8 protein-coding genes, 2 tRNA genes and 3 rRNA genes are annotated in these 18,230 nt (G+C 43.9%); 4 read left to right on the top strand and 9 right to left on the bottom strand.

Features of this window, described 5'->3' with window-relative positions:
• Window positions 1-323: 323 nt before the first annotated feature.
• The gene (locus tag IZT61_RS17635) at window positions 324-470 is read left to right on the top strand and encodes a hypothetical protein (protein WP_196098341.1); all 147 of its coding nucleotides are present in this window, start codon (window positions 324-326) and stop codon (window positions 468-470) included.
• A 311-nt stretch (window positions 471-781) separates the two neighbouring features.
• Here IZT61_RS17635 and IZT61_RS17630 read toward each other — a convergent pair whose 3' ends face one another.
• From IZT61_RS17630 to IZT61_RS17620, 3 genes are all read right to left on the bottom strand, one after another.
• Window positions 782-2,875 carry a sensor histidine kinase gene (locus tag IZT61_RS17630; protein ID WP_196098340.1) on the bottom strand — a complete coding sequence of 698 codons (2,094 nt, stop codon included), beginning with the start codon at window positions 2,873-2,875 and terminating at the stop codon, window positions 782-784.
• Window positions 2,876-2,909: 34 nt separating this feature from the next.
• Window positions 2,910-3,605 carry a LytR/AlgR family response regulator transcription factor gene (locus IZT61_RS17625; protein ID WP_196098339.1) on the bottom strand — a complete coding sequence of 232 codons (696 nt, stop codon included), beginning with the start codon at window positions 3,603-3,605 and terminating at the stop codon, window positions 2,910-2,912.
• Window positions 3,606-4,170: 565 nt separating this feature from the next.
• The gene (locus IZT61_RS17620; RefSeq protein ID WP_196098338.1) at window positions 4,171-5,517 is read right to left on the bottom strand and encodes a TIGR00341 family protein; all 1,347 of its coding nucleotides are present in this window, start codon (window positions 5,515-5,517) and stop codon (window positions 4,171-4,173) included.
• Window positions 5,518-5,918: 401 nt separating this feature from the next.
• Here IZT61_RS17620 and IZT61_RS17615 point away from each other — a divergent pair, with 401 nt between their 5' ends.
• The gene (locus IZT61_RS17615) at window positions 5,919-6,734 is read left to right on the top strand and encodes a serine O-acetyltransferase (protein ID WP_196098337.1); all 816 of its coding nucleotides are present in this window, start codon (window positions 5,919-5,921) and stop codon (window positions 6,732-6,734) included.
• A 1-nt stretch (window position 6,735) separates the two neighbouring features.
• On the top strand, window positions 6,736-7,608 hold the full coding sequence (gene cysM / locus IZT61_RS17610; RefSeq protein ID WP_196098336.1) for a cysteine synthase CysM: 873 nt from the start codon (window positions 6,736-6,738) through the stop codon (window positions 7,606-7,608).
• A 153-nt stretch (window positions 7,609-7,761) separates the two neighbouring features.
• Here the strand turns inward: cysM and IZT61_RS17605 are convergent, their stop codons facing one another.
• The 6 genes from IZT61_RS17605 to IZT61_RS17580 form a co-directional block, all read right to left on the bottom strand.
• The gene (locus tag IZT61_RS17605; RefSeq protein WP_196101352.1) at window positions 7,762-9,525 is read right to left on the bottom strand and encodes a S8 family peptidase; all 1,764 of its coding nucleotides are present in this window, start codon (window positions 9,523-9,525) and stop codon (window positions 7,762-7,764) included.
• A gap of 666 nt (window positions 9,526-10,191) precedes the next feature.
• Window positions 10,192-10,303, bottom strand: a 5S ribosomal RNA gene (gene rrf, locus IZT61_RS17600).
• Window positions 10,304-10,442: 139 nt separating this feature from the next.
• Window positions 10,443-13,319 (bottom strand): 23S ribosomal RNA (locus IZT61_RS17595).
• 415 nt (window positions 13,320-13,734) lie between these two features.
• Window positions 13,735-13,811 (bottom strand) — tRNA-Ala (locus IZT61_RS17590).
• A gap of 88 nt (window positions 13,812-13,899) precedes the next feature.
• Window positions 13,900-13,974, bottom strand: a tRNA-Ile gene (locus tag IZT61_RS17585).
• Between the two features lie 290 nt (window positions 13,975-14,264).
• A 16S ribosomal RNA gene (locus IZT61_RS17580) occupies window positions 14,265-15,786 on the bottom strand.
• Together the 16S, 23S and 5S rRNA genes with 2 tRNA genes alongside form the textbook arrangement of a ribosomal RNA operon.
• 1,484 nt (window positions 15,787-17,270) lie before the next feature.
• Between IZT61_RS17580 and IZT61_RS17575 the strand changes: the two genes are divergently transcribed.
• A complete protein-coding gene (locus IZT61_RS17575; protein ID WP_196098335.1) occupies window positions 17,271-18,230 on the top strand; it encodes a lipid A deacylase LpxR family protein in 960 nt (319 codons plus the stop codon).

Genomic DNA, 18,230 nt, shown 5'->3' with positions numbered 1-18,230 from the left:
CTTATACTTCTAAGGATGAATTATTCAGTCATTTATCAGGTAACCATGCGGTAGTTAGACGCCAGTTGTTTTTTAACACAATTGTTAATCGAAACAAAAAAGGGGTGGTTTTATTCACATTCTCTCATCTCAGTTAAACATATGTTTATCCTAATAAATGGTAATATAATAAAATTATTCCGATTTGGAATAATTTTTAGGTGCATTTCTTGACTAATTACAATCACAAAAAGAGAAAGATTTGATCAGTTTTGTTTGGGTTTTGCCTCACTTTTCTGCTTACCTGGTGATCGTCACTATGTTGGCTAGCCATTCGGTCGTTTATGAATATCGATGAAAAAAGCAAGAACGCTTATCAATCGAACGGCGGTTACGAAGAAGAAGAAAAAATAGGTGGAGAAAGGTACCTTACGGTTTTATTGCATTTGAATAAGCTGAGGCAATGGGACGATTTTCGTCGAAATTTTTAAAAAAAACATGACAACTGAAATCGCAAGTGATACGCGCTGGCAATGTCTGCCGTTAAATTTTTTTTGGTTATACGACTCCCGCAATTACCGTTGCAACCTGGTAGCGTTTTTGGAAGCATGAAAACCGGGTAGCCTGATCCATAACGAAGGTTGTTTGCATCAGATTTAAACAGGCTTTAAAAATGACAACAGCTTTTAATTTGCAAATTGATGGGCCTAAAGAAAAGCCATTAGGCGCTTAAGCCGGGGTGTAATCTTATTTGCGGTATTTTATGAACCGCTTTTGGGGTAAGTTAAAGCTGTCGACTAAATCACGCCCGTGTTAAATTTGGATTGCATTTTTTTAATGGAAGCCTTACGTAAAAGGTTGTTCCCTCTCCAACGACACTTTCAAACCATATTTCTCCTTCATGCGCCTGTACAATCTGTTTCGATATGGCCAGCCCAAGGCCAACCGGGTGCTCGCCCAAGGTTCCAAATCGTTTGGCCTCAGTAAAAATATCGAAAATTTTATCCTGCAATTCTTCTGGAATACCAATACCAAAATCGCGTACAAAGAAAACAAGGTCGTCATCTTCCCTTTCCATACCAATTTTTATCTGCGAACCGTAAGGGCTAAACTTAATGGCGTTATAAATCAGGTTACTAAACAGTCGCCAGATCTTTTCTTTATTGACTTCAACAACTACCTGAAAAGCAGAAAGCTCGAGATGTTGATTTTTCTCTACGGCCTTAAATTTTAGGAGATTTACACATTGAAATAGAAACCTTTCCATTTCAACTGGCTCTTTGGTAATGTTTTCAGTATCAAGATTGATATTCAGGAGGCTGTCTATCGTTTCCAACGAACGCTGGCTTAAATCTTCAAGTAGCTCAAGTATCTCGAGGTGCTTATCGGGTAGCTTGGCAGACCTCAATATGTCAACCGCATTGATTACCGCTGCAATTGGATTTCTCAAATCATGTGCCGCTATCTTAATCATCAGGTTGTTTTCCTTTTGGCTCAGTTCCAGTACCTTTAACGTCATTTGGAGGCCGGCGTTTTGGGCGGTAATCTCAGCGTTTACCATCGTCAACCTTTTTTTGTTTCTCAACGCCAGCGCCAGCACACCAATGGCAATAGCCGAAAGTATGCCAAAACTGAACATATAAATTTTCTTGATTTGCCGGTCTTTAGCAAGTAAGGCAATCTGATAATTTTGCTCAGTCACCCTAAAGGCAGCATCTAAATCGCTCCGCATCAGGTCGGTTTTCGACCTATAAACAGAATCTCGCAAACTGTTATAACGCTCTATATATTTATAGGCCAAAAAAAAGTTATTTATCTTGCGGTAGTATTGTGATCCGATTTGGTCTAAGTCCATTTCGTCATCAACAGATAAAGGTCGCTCCTGTTTCTGCGATGTTTCTTTCAACTGATCATATAACAACCTGGCCTCATCAATGTTGCCAATCTGGATGTACAGCCTCGCCAGTTTTACCTTAGCTGTTCGGGCATCGCCAAGGTCGCCTTCCGGACGATCGTTTATAGCAATACTTTTTTTCAGGTAAGCTTCATCTAGCTGCAGTTGATTGCGCTTAGCATAAACACCACCAAGGTTTCCGTATACTATTCCGCGGGCGGCGCTCCTAAACCTGGCGTTTTCGGGCAAAGCAGGAACATCATGCTCAATAAAGGCAAGCGATTTCCGGTAGTAATAAATTGCACTATCCAGCATTCCCACCTTTTCAAAGCAAATGCCCAGCGTATTCAGGTACCCCTGTCGCGAAATATAAACCTTATATCCATTCGCCTCGCCTTCACAATACCTGCTTTCGTAAAAAGCCCGCTTAATATAGGGAACCGCCCCAAGGTAACGTTCTTGCTTATACATCACCATCCCGATACGATAGGTATACTCGAAAATATTGCATAAATCGAGGTTTTTCATGGCAAATTCACGACCGCTGTAGTAGAGTTCAAAAGCCTGATTATATCGCATCTCCGTAAAGAGCACATCCCCCTTAAAAAAAACTGCTTTGGTATATCGTAAATTGTATGTTTCTTCCTTTCCTGCCAAAACATACAGCATGCTGTCTGCATACATGCGAGCTTTTGCGGTATTTGCATGATATCTGAGGTATCGGGAGCCCTTAAAATTGTACTTAGCGTAAAGATCGATAAAAGTAGGTGCCTTTAAAGTACGATAAGCAGAATCGAGGTAAACAAAGGTCTTCTTATCGTCCGAAGCAGGCGCCATGGCACTCACTGCTGTTAATATCTTATTGGCCGCGGGCGAAACTTCGAGCTTTTTGTTCGTATCCAACGGTGTACAGGAAATAAACAGCGCTCCTGTTAACAAGAAAATGCTTAGGCGTTTTGCAAAAGCAGACAGACTGGCTATATTTTGTTTAGAAAGCTGCAAGTCAGTCGAATTAGGGTCATGGGCTAAATTCAGGTTAGAGAAACAGCATATGCTTGTTCAGTTCACTTCGATAGGCGCTGGATACCGGGATCATGTGGTGCTTGATGATCAAGGTTTTGCCCTCAGATGAATCGACATTGTTCAGGTTAATGATAAAAGATCGGTGAACCCTCAAAAACACATTAGACGGTAACTTTTGCTCAATGGTTTTCAGCGAAGAGTGGATAATGTAGTGTTTATCCTTTAAGCTCACCTTTACGTAATCGCCTGTTGCCTCAAAGTATAAAATATCTTGAAGACTCAGTTTTCTTACTGTATTCGAATCGCGGATAAAAACAAATTCACTTGTTCTGTTATCCAAAACGAGGCTCTTTGTTTTGAAAATATCCTTGGCTTTCTCAATGGCATTCAGAAACCTGGCTTCTGACACCGGTTTCAACAAATAGTCAACAGCGTTCAAATCAAAAGCTTCTACGGCATGCTCCTTGTTAGAAGTCATAAATACCACCATCGGATACCCCTTTTTCAGGATTTTGGCCAGCTCAAGCCCATCCATCCCGGGCATCGAAATATCCAGAAAGATGAGATCGATTTTTTCGTCTAAAATTTTTTGGTGCGCCTCTATAGCACTTTCACACTCTGCCACCAGGCTCAGCGTGCTATCTAACTCCAATAATCTTTTGATGACCATCCGAAAAATTTTCTCATCATCAACAATCAAGCACTTCATATGAACACAAGTATTTCTCTAAATTAACAATTTTATAATCAGTATACAAAAATATTCCGGTACAGAGTAACATTCATGGAGTATTTATATCAATACATGGAGTATTTATACTCTTTCACCTAATAGGTATTTACCACATACGTAATGAGTAGTAATTTTGGATTATAATCATACAAATTTGACCTCGTCAAATAATAGGGATGGATGATTGCAGTTACACTGCACGGCGTGCGGCATTCTAGGATTAGAATGCCCCACTGACCGTATAAAATGTTATAGCAGGGCACATTTGCCAGTTGCTAACACGCATGATGCTACAATAGCATGTCTTATTATTTTGCCACTTTACTTTTTTAAACGATGTTGTTTATACGACAACCATTTGTGTAAGTTAATTACAAGGATGTCTATTTTTGCTTTTTTGTTTATCATGAATTAATTACAAAGAATAGCCCACAAAAATGTTGCTGCTGATGGGAGCTTACTGCTTGGCAGAAAACGATCGGGCATAACACCTCAATTGATGTTCTCCCATCAAGCAAGTATTCATAATAATAGTTAGTGATTATGGAATAATCAACCTGACCGAATCTACATCCAATCTCGATTTTAGCCACGACCTTAACTTCGTGCGGTCGATCCTTTTAGCAGGCTTTGAAAAGCTCGCAACCACAACCGTAAGTGTATCTCTGCCAGGCGTGTTCAATTTTTCGACCACCGTATTTGCCGCTAAATAATCTGTCATCTCTGGATAGAGCGCTGTAAGTTCTGAGCGGATATCCGGAAGTGCCTTTTGCAAAGCTTTTTTCTTATTCACAGCAGTATTGGCGGTAGAATCTTTTTTAAAAACATCTTCCATAATACTTGCTTTGATTTGCGAGAAATCGATTTCTTGCTTGGCGTCCAATCCCTGCCGGATAAGAAGCTTCGCATTAGCTAGCTTATAATCCTTCATTTTGCCCTTAATAGAATCGATTGTTCTCTTCGGGAGCTCCGTTCCGATGAGCAATAAGTCTATCTCGTTTTTATCTCTGTTATACCGCAACGTTTTATTAATAACCTGCGTACTGGTAAAACGAAACTGATCGTTTATAAATTTTTGTGCATTATTTTCAAAAATGCTTTTGTCTACAATGCCATAAGCCAGGTAAATACTAGGCAAAACAGCTACCGCAACAATAATCAGAATGTACCGATTAACCTTCCGCTCGGTTTCGGCATTTTCGAAATGTTTCTTCGCGAAGCGCAAAAAGCGAACAATTAAATAAGTACTGATGCATATAAATACGCTATTTATAAAATAGAGGTAAATAGCGCCTAAAAAATAATATAAATTACCCGATGCGATGGCAAACCCCGCAGTACAGAGCGGAGGCATTAATGCTGTTGCAATGGCAACACCAGGAATTACATTGCTTTTCTCCTTTCGCGTTTGCGCAACTATGCCCGCCAAACCGCCAAAAAAAGCAATGAAAACATCCCAGAGCGACGGGGTAGTTCTCGAGAGCAATTCACTTTGAGCCTCGTGCAACGGAGTTACCCAAAAATATAGCGCAGAAACGGCAATACTAATCAAGGTAGCGATCATCAAATTCCGAAGCCCCTTTTTTACCAGTTGGAAGTCGCTAATACCTACACCCAGGCCAACACCCATAATCGGCCCCATTAGTGGCGAAATAAGCATCGCACCAATAATAACCGCTGTTGAATTGACATTGAGGCCGATTGAAGCAACCAGAATGGCAAAGATCAGTGTCCAGAGATTTGCACCCCGAAAATCCGAATTTCTTTTAATATAATCCACAACCTCCTCTTCATCAGCCTTATCAAGATGTAGGTCGAATCTCCTCGCAATAGAAAGTTTTATAATTCTAAATAACTGCCCTGCTTTTTTATTTTGCTGTTCTGTCAAAACGTCTCTTAAATATAGTTTGAATGGTGGTCACTTGAAATAGGCCATTTGTCATTCCGGCAAATTTCAGTCATTGAAGATAAGAGAAAAAATCATTCCAATAGAATTTAAACCCGAAAATTAACAAATTCACCTTCTTATTTCCCATAAAAACAGCTACAAAGCAGTCCAATAGTTGCAAGATTTACGGAAAGATTTTTCGCCCGCACTTCGGCAGCAAATAAGCTACCGTATGTGAAAACCACTTAAACAGTCGCCTTTTAGCGCAAGCAAAAAATCTGAGTCGGTAGCAAATTGCAAAAAATTACATTAAAAAGTCTAGGTATTTAGTGGGCATTCTCTTGTTAACGCGTCAAAAATTTTAACTTTGTCTGATACACTGACAATAAAATTAAACGGCAATGGATAACGATTTTTTCACCTTACTCGCCCAACGAAAGGTTTATGGAACCAACATTCCATCAAACAAGGTCATCTCAAACTGGGCCTTGAGCGTTATCCGTTTTCTTTATCCTGATAATATGCCTGTGCAACGATCGCAAAATCAGCTTCGTGAACAGGCATCAGCACTTCAAAGTGAGCTTGCAGACATTATTGCCGCAAATTGCAAAGAAGAGAATATGAGCTGCAAGGAAATTGCCGATCATTTTTTTAACAAACTCCCAGATTTATATAGCATTTTAAATACCGACATTGAAGCGATTTTTAACGGCGATCCGGCGGCTCAGAGCGAGTTTGAAGTAATCCGTACTTACCCCGGTTTTTACGCCATTTGCTTTTATCGCATCGCAAATATTCTTGCTAACTCGAACGTTCCATTAATTCCGAGGATTTTAACCGAGCATGCCCATTCAAAAACAGGAATTGATATTCACCCTTCGGCGAAAATTGGCGCCTACTTTCATATCGATCATGGCACCGGAATTGTGATTGGAGAAACCACCGTAATCGGGAAAAACGTAAAACTCTATCAAGGTGTAACCCTTGGCGCTCTAAGCGTGCGCAAAAACCTCGCAGGAAATAAGCGCCATCCAACAGTAGAGGATTATGTAATCATTTACTCGGGAGCGACGATTTTAGGTGGCGATACCGTAATCGGGCACAATAGCGTGATTGGTGGAAACGTATGGATTACAGAAAGTATTCTGCCCTACTCTACCGCTTATCACTCGCCAATTATCAAAGTAAGAAACATTAACGAAACTAACGAAATTTAAAATGGCTGGCATTATCGATTTAATCGGGAACACTCCGATGGCTGAACTTCAGCACCTCAACCCCAATAAAAACGTAAAAATATACGCCAAATTAGAGGGCAATAATCCGGGCGGAAGTGTTAAAGACAGGGCCTCGCTGAACATGATTCGCAGTGCAATGGAGCGAGGCGAAATTACTGCCAATACCAAACTGGTTGAGGCAACCAGTGGCAATACCGGAATTGCATTGGCAATGATTGCAAGCCTGTTCGGGTTAAACATTGAGTTGGTAATGCCGGCCAATTCAACACGCGAGCGAACTTTAACAATGGAAGCTTTTGGCGCCAAGGTAACGTTGCTGGAAAGTATAGAAGTTTGTCGCGATTATGCAGAGGAAAAAGGAACCCAAAGTGGCTACTTTCTGCTTAATCAGTTCGCAAACAGCGACAACTATATGGCGCATTATAAAACTACAGGCCCCGAAATCTGGAAGGATACAGACAGAAAAATAACCCATTTTGTAAGTTCAATGGGCACAACCGGCACCATCATGGGCTGTTCGAGATACTTTAAGGAGCAAAACAACAACATTCAAATTGTAGGCTGTCAGCCCACCGAAGGGGCATCGATCCCTGGAATCAGGCGTTGGCCTGTTGAGTATCTTCCGAAGATTTTCGAGCCGGAACGTGTTGACCGGGTGATGGATATTACTCAAAACGACGCAGTTGATATGGCCAGGAAGCTTGCAAAGGTGGAGGGAATTTTTGCGGGAATGAGCACTGGTGGCGCCTGTTCTGCAGCAATTAAGCTGGCTTCGGAGCTGAAAGAAGGCGTAATTGTATTTATCGCCTGCGATCGGGGCGACCGTTACTTAAGCAGTGATTTATTTGGATAAATCGTTCTTGATTGCTTAGTAATGCCGAAAGTGCGCACTAGCGTAATTAATCCTTAACAGTTTTGGAACAGGTAAACACTTTCCATTTGCCAGAATACACAGATTTAATTCACCGCATAGTGCGCAGACGTGTGAAAAAATTTAGCGGCGAACCTATTTGTAAGTGGCGGCAAGCTTGAGCGCATTATAAGCATTAACGATGCCACCACTGACGCAAATATCTGAAAAGGGCACGCGGATATTCTCGCCCTTTTCATTTTTATACTTTATTTTATGGGGTACTTTGGCAACCGATTTCATCATAATATCTCTAACCTGTGCAGGCTTTAACTCGGGATAATAACTTAAAATTAACGCCGCCAGTCCCGAAACAACAGGCGCAGCCATACTTGTACCGTCAGCTTCCTCGTACTTATTATCCGGTATCGTCGAATTAATTAAAAACCCGGGTGCAAAAACATCAACCGTATATTTCCCATAATTAGAAAAGTCGGCTTTTAAGTTATCATCATCCTTGTAAGCGCTGGCACCAACCTCAATCCAGTTATTGGCATGTGGCAAATTGAATTTGGCCGAATCTACCGGCACGGGCTTAATCACAGCAGTTCTATTGTACCCGGGGCCCATGCCTCCCATATTGCCATTTTGCGCAGTCGGCAACGGCGGAACAAAATCGGGCTTTAACGGCTTTTTATGAGCCTCGCGGTAAGCATCTGCTTCTTTACTATCAAAATATTTATTGGGATAATTTTCTTCAATGTCATTGTTTTGATTATCATTGCCAGCAGCGTGTACCAACAGTACACCTTTTTCTTCGGCGTATTTTACGGCAGCATCAACCACTTTTTTATCCCATTTATATCCTTTACCGAAACTCATATTGATTACTTTAGCGCCATTATCAACTGCATATCTTATGCCATTGGCGACGTCTTTATCGCGTTCATCGCCAGTTGGCACTACTCTTATTGCCATAATGCGTACATGGTTTGCCACGCCCATAATGCCTAGCGCATTGGTTCGATCGGCCCCTATAATTCCCGAAACATGCGTTCCATGAAAGGCATCAGGTCCTTTAACGTCATTGTTTCCGTAATACCGCTCATTTGAGTTCGAGTAATCATCACCTACCAGCTCCGCACGCATGTCATAGTTAGGGTTCAGGTTATACTTTAACATGGCGTCGTACTGCTTATAGCCATCCTTTACACTCTTGTAGAATTTGTCAAAACCGCCTTCATCTCTCGAACCCCTTCTAATAATCGTTTTAACCTGCTCTTCCGTCTCATCATCCGCCTTATATCGCTCAATGTCCTCATAATCTGGTACGGCTTTATTTGCTGTTTTTGCAGCAGCTTCGAAAACCTTGTTAATTGCGATCAAAACTGCAAAGGTATTGCTAGCATCTTCATACTTTTTTCCGAAATCGCCCACCATTCTTTTGTAAAGCCTAAACTCTTCCTTTTGAGCACTATCAAGCGGAGTTAAGTTGGTAGTCGATTGATATTTTGGCTTATAAATCCTTAATAAACGAACCAATTCCAGATTATCAAATTCCAGGTTGCCTTTCTTCGAACCAATAAAGTTCCAACCATGAATATCGTCAACATAGCCATTTTTATCGTCATCTATTCCGTTGCCGGCGATTTCCTTTTTATTCGTCCAAAGCACATGCTCAAGGTCGGGGTGATTGACATCAACTCCACCGTCGATAACCGCCACAATTACATCCTGCTTTGGCTGCTTGTCCGTTAGCAATTCGCGGTATGCTTTCTCCGTACTGATTCCAAAATAGCCGCTTTCTACTAAATCCAGATTATACCAGTTGGCCGGGAGCTGCACATTTTTACTTTGTGCAAAAACACTCAAATGAAGCGTTACGAAACAAACGATGAAAAAAGATGCCTTTAAGCGCATAATAACCGTAAAATTTATTTTACTACAATAATACAGGTTTCTTGCGGACACTACTTAATAATTTAGATATTTTAACACACCATTGCATACTGAAGCATTTCTATTTTATATTTTGGGAATGAAGATCTCGTTTCCAATCGTTTTAAGATTCTCGCTTGAGTAGGAAAAACGGCAGGAGTGATACTTTTCAAGTAAACTTATAATGCATTCCAAAAAAACTATCGTCATCCGTGGCTGTCATCCTGAGCGCAGCGCCTGTCCCGATACCTCAGATAGTATGGACACATTTCCTTTCAACTCATCGTCATTCCCGCGCAGGCGGGAATCTTAATGCAAGGCACCCAATTATTGCGCATTAAGATCCCCAGTCAAGCTGAGGATGACGGCCTTCATTGCGATGACAGCGTTTACATTTGGTCGGTAGGGACACCAACCAATAAGCAAATAGCGGCGGGAATGAAAATGGCATTATTACGCTGCGCCCGCCTGGTACCGTAAACGACAAAGATCTCTCGGTTGCATTCGAGATGACGGCCTCCATTGCAATGACAGCGTTTGTATTTGGTTGGTGGGGACACCAACCAGTACGGAAAAAAAAGCTTATAAACAAGAAAACCCTCCAGAATAAACTGAAGGGTTTTGCAATTGCCCCTTTGGGGCTTTAAGATTTGGCACCGACCTACTCTCCCACGTGTTACCGCAGTACCATCGGCTCTGGTGGGCTTAACTTCTCTGTTCGGAATGGGAAGAGGTGGACACCACCGATATAGGCACCTAAATATTTTTAAATAAGGTTGAGGGTTGAAAGGTGTAGGGTATAAGGTATTAACCTTACGCCTTAAGCCTTTTGCCTTAAGCCTTAAATGACATATTATTGAAAGAAGTTAAGTTTCGAAGAGCAAACAACGATGTTGTTGCTTTGAAAGCTTCGGGTGATTAGTACTACTCGACTGTGGTGTCGCCACCTTTACATCTGTAGCCTATCAACGTAGTAGTCTGCTACGGCCCTATATGGAATTCTCATCTCGTGGCTAGTTTCGCACTTAGATGCTTTCAGCGCTTATCTATTCCCAGCGTAGCTACTCTGCAATGCCCCTGGCGGAACAACAGATTCACTAGAGGCTGGTCCAACCCGGTCCTCTCGTACTAAGGTCAGCCCCACTCAAAATTCCTACGCCCACAACAGATAGGGACCGAACTGTCTCGCGACGTTCTGAACCCAGCTCGCGTGCCACTTTAATCGGCGAACAGCCGAACCCTTGGGACCTTCTCCAGCCCCAGGATGTGACGAGCCGACATCGAGGTGCCAAACCTCCCCGTCGATATGAGCTCTTGGGGGAGATCAGCCTGTTATCCCCAGCGTACCTTTTATCCTTTGAGCGATGGCCCTTCCATGCAGAACCACCGGATCACTATATCCGTCTTTCGACCCTGATCGACCTGTATGTCTCACAGTCAAGCAAGCTTATGCTATTGCACTCAACGTACGGTTACCAAGCGTACTGAGCTTACCTTTGAAAGCCTCCGTTACCTTTTTGGAGGCGACCACCCCAGTCAAACTACCCATCAAACAATGTCCTCCACTTTGTGGAGTTAGACACCGAATACAGAAAGGGTGGTATTTCAACGTTGGCTCCACGATGCCTGGCGACACCGCTTCATAGCCTCCCACCTATCCTACACATCCTGTACCCAATGTCAATGTTAAATTGTAGTGAAGGTGCATGGGGTCTTTCCGTCCCGTTGCGGGTACCCGGCGTCTTCACCGGGACCACAATTTCACCGAGCTCATGGCTGAGACAGCGCCCAGATCGTTACACCATTCGTGCAGGTCGGAACTTACCCGACAAGGAATTTCGCTACCTTAGGACCGTTATAGTTACGGCCGCCGTTTACTGGGGCTTCGATTCAATGCTTCTCCTTGCGGATGACATCCCCTCTTAACCTTCCAGCACCGGGCAGGTGTCAGGCCTTATACCTCATCTTTCGATTTTGCAAAGCCATGTGTTTTTGTTAAACAGTCGCCTGGGCCTTTTCACTGCGGCTGACATTGCTGCCAGCGCCCCTTCTCCCGAAGTTACAGGGCCATTTTGCCGAGTTCCTTAGCCATGATTCACTCGAGCACCTTAGAATCCTCTTCCCGGATACCTGTGTCGGTTTGCGGTACGGGTTTTTATAACCTGAAGCTTAGCGGTTTTTCTTGGAAGTCTGATTACCTGCACTATCCACTCACCCGAGGGCTCGCGGTACTATCGACTTTCAGCTAGATCGGCGGATTTGCCTACCGTTCTAATACCTACTGTCTTTAACGATCTATTCCGTCAGATCGCGGCAGTGTCACTACTCCGTCCCCACATCGCAGTTATAAAAAGTACTGGAATATTAACCAGTTGTCCATCGAATTTCCCCTTCGGGTTCTCCTTAGGTCCCGACTGACCCTGATCCGATTAGCGTTGATCAGGAAACCTTATCCTTTCGGTGGGCGGGTTTCTCGCCCGCCTTATCGTTACTTATGCCTACATTTGCTTTTCCATAAACTCCAGCACCCATTACCAGGTACCTTCGCTGTCGATGGAATGCTCCCCTACCGATATATTTCAATCCCATAGCTTCGGTGTACAATTTAATGCCCGTTTATTATCCATGCCCGATCGCTCGACTAGTGAGCTGTTACGCACTCTTTAAATGAATGGCTGCTTCCAAGCCAACATCCTAGCTGTCTGTGCAATCGGACCTCGTTAGTTCAACTTAACTGTAACTTGGGGACCTTAGCTGATGGTCTGGGTTCTTTCCCTCTCGGCGCGTGACCTTAGCACCCCGCGCCTCACTGCAGATCATATTTAATAGCATTCGGAGTTTGTCTGGATTTGGTAGGATTTGACTCCCCCGCACCCAATCAGTAGCTCTACCTCTATTAAACTAAATATCCACGCTGTTCCTAAAAACATTTCGGGGAGTACGAGCTATTTCCCAGTTTGATTAGCCTTTCACCCCTACCCACAGATCATCCGGAAACTTTTCAACGTTTATCGGTTCGGTCCTCCAGTACGTGTTACCGCACCTTCAACCTGTCCATGGGTAGATCACAAGGTTTCGCGTCTACCCCCACTGACTATGCGCCCTATTCAGACTCGCTTTCGCTTCGGATCCGTGGCTTAACCACTTAACCTTGCCAGTGAGGAGTAACTCGTAGGCTCATTATGCAAAAGGCACGCCGTCACGCAACTTGTACGCTCCGACCGCTTGTAAGTACACGGTTTCAGGTTCTATTTCACTCCCCTGTTCGGGGTTCTTTTCACCTTTCCCTCACGGTACTGGTTCACTATCGGTCTCTCAGGAGTATTTAGCCTTACCGGATGGTGCCGGCAGATTCCCACAAGGCGTCTCCGACCTCGCGGTACTCAGGATACTGCTAGACTGGTGTTCTATACGTGTACAGGGCTATCACCTTGTATCGCCGGGCTTCCCATCCCGTTCCACTTCTGTTCACCAATGCCACGTTGCAGTCCTACAACCCCCACTTTGCCGTAACAAAATAGGTTTGGGCTCTTTCCCTTTCGCTCGCCACTACTCAGGAAATCATTGTTATTTTCTCTTCCTCTGCTTACTTAGATGTTTCAGTTCGGCAGGTTTGCTCATTATATGTGACTGGTCTTCAACCAGCCGGGTTGCCCCATTCGGAAATCTTCGGATCTATTCCTATTTGCAAATACCCGAAGCTTATCGCAGCTTATCACGTCCTTCATCGCCTCTGAGAGCCAAGGCATCCCCCGTGTACTCTTTCTTACTTTCTTCTACTCATATGCCTTTTGCGCCATATGGTATGCTTTTTTTGCTCTTGTTATGATGTCTCATACTTAGCGGTTTCTTGCGATCCCTCTAAGTGAGCACAAACACAACAGTCGCCTATTGTTGTTTGCTCTTCTTTTTTAACTTCTTCCAATATGTCAAAGAACTTTACTAAGGTGTAAGGTTTAGGGTATAAGGGTGGAGGGTTTCATTGTCCTCTGCCCAAGCCTAAGCTTAACCTTATTAGTAAAAACTGCGGTCTCGAACCGTTTCATGTGCCCCTGTGGCGTTTTTCTTTTTCTTTCAATCTGTCAATGATGATCACCGATCCGGGTGATGTGTGTTTTTTGTGGTGTGGTGTGGTGTGTTTAAGCAATAGGTATTACCCTACACCTTCAACCTTTTAACCCTCAACCTTAATGGTGGAGAATAACGGAGTCGAACCGTTGACCTCCTGCGTGCAAGGCAGGCGCTCTAGCCAGCTGAGCTAATCCCCCAGATTTCAGTCCTTAAGTCTGTAGTCAACAGCCCGAAGTCTTAACGACTCATGACTTAAGACTTATCGACTTATGACTTTCAGTGGTGTAGTCCCGTCCAGATTTGAACTGGAGACCCCTACATTATCAGTGTAGTGCTCTAACCAGGCTGAGCTACGGGACTTCTTGATCTTAGATTGTTGATTTTAGACTTACGATGTTCTTCCGTTGCCGCTTCAATCGTAATTCGTCAATCTTAAATCGTAATTCAATTTCAATCTCGTCTCTCCTTAGTTTTTTTTAATATTAAGAACCTCTCCCCCCGCCCTCTCCTTGAAGAGAGGGAGCTTAGAACTGCTCATTTTGCAGTTTCTCACCTTAAGGCCGTGCATTTAGCTTTGGTCTTTCGGCTTTGGTCTTTATACTTAATGTAGAAATATCATGTTGCGCAGTGAGTAGTCAACTCTACTCCAGAAAGGAGGTATTCCAGCCGCACCTTCCGGTACGGCTACCTTGTTACGACTTAGCCCCAGTTATCGGTTTTACCCTAGGACGCTCCTTGCGGTTACATACTTTAGGTACCCCCAACTTCCATGGCTTGACGGGCGGTGTGTACAAGGCCCGGGAACGTATTCACCGCGTCATTGCTGATACGCGATTACTAGCGAATCCAACTTCATGGGGTCGAGTTGCAGACCCCAATCCGAACTGTGAACGGCTTTGTGAGATTCGCATACCATTGCTGGCTAGCTGCCCTCTGTACCGTCCATTGTAGCACGTGTGTAGCCCCGGACGTAAGGGCCATGATGACTTGACGTCGTCCCCTCCTTCCTCTCTGTTTGCACAGGCAGTCTGTTTAGAGTCCCCACCTTAACGTGCTGGCAACTAAACATAGGGGTTGCGCTCGTTGCGGGACTTAACCCAACACCTCACGGCACGAGCTGACGACAGCCATGCAGCACCTAGTTTCGTGTGATTGCTCACTGATCTATCTCTAGATCATTCACTAACTTTCAAGCCCGGGTAAGGTTCCTCGCGTATCATCGAATTAAACCACATGCTCCTCCGCTTGTGCGGGCCCCCGTCAATTCCTTTGAGTTTCACCCTTGCGGGCGTACTCCCCAGGTGGAACACTTAACGCTTTCGCTTAGCCGCTGACTGTGTATCGCCAACAGCGAGTGTTCATCGTTTAGGGCGTGGACTACCAGGGTATCTAATCCTGTTTGATCCCCACGCTTTCGTGCCTCAGCGTCAATATGACCATAGTAAGCTGCCTTCGCAATCGGTGTTCTGAGACATATCTATGCATTTCACCGCTACTTGTCTCATTCCGCCTACCTCTAGTCCATTCAAGCCCATCAGTATCAAGGGCACTGCGATAGTTGAGCTACCGTCTTTCACCCCTGACTTAACAGGCCGCCTACGCACCCTTTAAACCCAATAAATCCGGATAACGCTTGGATCCTCCGTATTACCGCGGCTGCTGGCACGGAGTTAGCCGATCCTTATTCCCTCGGTACATTCAGCTAAATACACGTATCTAGGTTTATTCCCGAGTAAAAGCAGTTTACAACCCATAGGGCAGTCTTCCTGCACGCGGCATGGCTGGTTCAGAGTTGCCTCCATTGACCAATATTCCTTACTGCTGCCTCCCGTAGGAGTCTGGTCCGTGTCTCAGTACCAGTGTGGGGGGCCATCCTCTCAGATCCCCTAGTCATCGTCGCCTTGGTGGGCCGTTACCCCGCCAACTAGCTAATGACACGCATGCCCATCTTCATCCCATAAATGTTTGATCATTGTACTATGCAGTACTGTGATTTTATGCGGTATTAATCCGGATTTCTCCGGGCTATCCCCCAGATAAAGGTAGGTTGCATACGCGTTACGCACCCGTGCGCCGGTCTCTAGCAGTGCAAGCACCGCTATACCCCTCGACTTGCATGTATTAGGCCTGCCGCTAGCGTTCATCCTGAGCCAGGATCAAACTCTCCATTGTAAAATGTTATTTGATTCTGACCAGTTTTAACTATTGTTAAAAATAGTCTTCTTTTGTTTTGTCTGTTAGACATTGACTTTAAAATGTAATAAGGAACTCTGTACTTGAATTCGTACTTCATTACCCCACTACGCATCATTGACATCTCTTTTAAGAACTTATCGGCATTGAAACCTCACGGTATGCCTTTTTATATATCTTCTAGCTTCAGTTGGGCATAAGTCTTAATGGTCTTTTCCCTGTTTCGGCCAGTTTCAATCTTTTCATTTTTAGTCACCTGCGACATCCGCCGCTGGACTTTTTTTTCCTTTCCTTTCGGTTGGGAGTGCAAAGGTAGAAAACTTTTTCTGAACTGCAAATAAATTATTTTATTTTTTTCGTTCTCCTTTTTTCTTCTCTTCGCTTTTCAATCTGCCTGTCTTTTAACGGGCGTCCCATATCTTCTGATCGGGGCTGCAAAGGTAGTGATCTTTTTGTTTTCGCCAAATTTATTTTAAAATAAATTCTGCGCCTTTTCCCTCTCTACCGTCCCTGATCCACCTTTTCAATACAACCGTTTCCTCCGAAGCGGGATGCAAAGGTAGCAAAAGTTAGCCTGTCTGCAAATGGATATGAGGGTATTTTTTGGAGGTTTTGATAATGAACTGAAAATCAATGAAAAAAAATTGAATGGCAGGGCAAACATTTCAGGGATTGGGGTGTTGGGGGCGGTTTGCAGTTGGGAGTTCTCAGTTGGGAGTTCTCAGTTTTCAGTGTTCAATTGCAAAGAATAAATGACCGAGTGAGCTAATGAACTGATGAACGAGTGAACTAATGAGCCAACTGCCCACCTAGCCCCGAGCCTAACGCTATTATCACCCTGAGCGGAGTCGAAGGGCAGATATTTTTTGTTTCATCCTATAGAAAAGGTCTTCGACTGAGTTTATCTTGAGCATTTGACTAGGCAGTAAGAAGGTTAAATTGGCAGTTTGCAGATTAGGCAGCTAGCTAAATACTAATGAACGAGTGAACCATTGAACCAATGAACCAGTAAACCAACTGCCCACCTAGCCCCGAGTCTAATGCTATTGTCACCCTGAGCGGAGTCGAAGGGCAGATATTTTTGTTTCATCCTATAGAAAAGGTCTTCGACTGAGTTTATCTTGAGCATTTGACTAGGCAGTAAGAAGGTTAAATTGGCAGTTTGCAGATTAGGCAGCTAGCCAAATACTAATGAACGAGTGACCTAATGAACTAACTGCCCACCTAGCCCCGACCGCAGCGGAAAGCCCGCAGGCCGAGGTACGAGGCCGAGGACTTGCAGCACAGGGCGGGAACATACTTATATAGTAGCACTGCCAGTGCGCTCCAAAAAAATAGAATCGGATTAGCGAAACTAGTGAACCAATAGCCAATTCACTACTGAACCCATTATCAATTTTGAAAGTTATCGTTTTAAACAATAATTGATACTTTTGCGAGTAAACAAACTCTGTATTTGCTTAATGAAGTCAAAATTATACGTTACGCTTCTTGTTATGGGCCTTGGCCAGTTGTGCTATGCTCAAAATTATAAAAACGAAATTACCATGGTTTCAGAGAATGACGCTTATGTAGATATTACTAGCGATCGTTACTACACGAACGGCTTTTTCATCAAGTTTAATCATGCGCTAGACCACGACAGATTAAAACCGGGGAGATCGAAGGAAATTATTGGCTTCGAAGTCGGCCAAAAAATATACAACCCCTTTTATAGTTTCGCTCCGGATCCGGCGACGCACGATCGGCCTTTTTCTGCTTATTTGTACGGCGAAGCGAATTTTACGCGGTTTTATGATACTCATCAATCGATCAGGGTCTCTGGCCAACTTGGTATTGCGGGCAAGAGTGCTTTGGGCGAAACCTTTCAAAAGGCATTTCACAGCCTGGTGGGCCAAAACAAGATTGAAGGCTGGGAATATGCACTGAACAGCGAACCAAAATTGAATGTAGCAGCGAATTACAATAAAAGGATTTTTGCCACAAATGATGGCTTTTTTGACTTCACTGGCGGAGCATCGGCGGCATTGGGGAACGTGATTACAAAAGCGGGAGTTGGTGCAATGTTAAAATTGGGGAAGTTTAATGATATGGACGGCTCAGCGGCTTTTAACAGTTTAGTGAGCAGCAACCAAGCAAACGCCGCAAAACGTAAATACGAACTCTTTTTATCGGTAGCCCCGCAGGCTTACGCGGTGGCTTACGATGCCAGCTTACAGGGCGGCCTGTTTATTAAAGATAAGGGACCGATTACTTTTGAACCTAAACGTGTGGTGTTTAATACCCAAGTGGCGCTAACCTTCGCCATTGCACGGTGGACAGCGAGCTATGCGGCAACGTTTACCACAAATGAGGTAAAAAATAGTGCATCAGGATATCGTTATGCTTATTACAGCTTGGCCTATCGTTTTAGTAAAAGTTGA

It is taken from the genome of Pedobacter endophyticus (assembly GCF_015679185.1).
In the GTDB taxonomy this organism is placed as follows: Bacteria; Bacteroidota; Bacteroidia; order Sphingobacteriales; family Sphingobacteriaceae; genus Pedobacter; species Pedobacter endophyticus.
This window is presented reverse-complemented; position numbering and strand designations above follow the sequence as displayed.

Excerpts from the sequence above, each read along its gene's own strand:
- IZT61_RS17635 (WP_196098341.1), top strand. The coding sequence starts at position 324 with ATGAATATCGATGAAAAAAGCAAGAACGCTTATCAATCGAACGGCGGT.
- IZT61_RS17625 (WP_196098339.1), bottom strand. The coding sequence starts at position 3,605 with ATGAAGTGCTTGATTGTTGATGATGAGAAAATTTTTCGGATGGTCATC.
- IZT61_RS17615 (WP_196098337.1), top strand. The coding sequence starts at position 5,919 with ATGGATAACGATTTTTTCACCTTACTCGCCCAACGAAAGGTTTATGGA.
- cysM (WP_196098336.1), top strand. The coding sequence starts at position 6,736 with ATGGCTGGCATTATCGATTTAATCGGGAACACTCCGATGGCTGAACTT.
- IZT61_RS17605 (WP_196101352.1), bottom strand. The coding sequence starts at position 9,525 with ATGCGCTTAAAGGCATCTTTTTTCATCGTTTGTTTCGTAACGCTTCAT.
- IZT61_RS17575 (WP_196098335.1), top strand. The coding sequence starts at position 17,271 with ATGAAGTCAAAATTATACGTTACGCTTCTTGTTATGGGCCTTGGCCAG.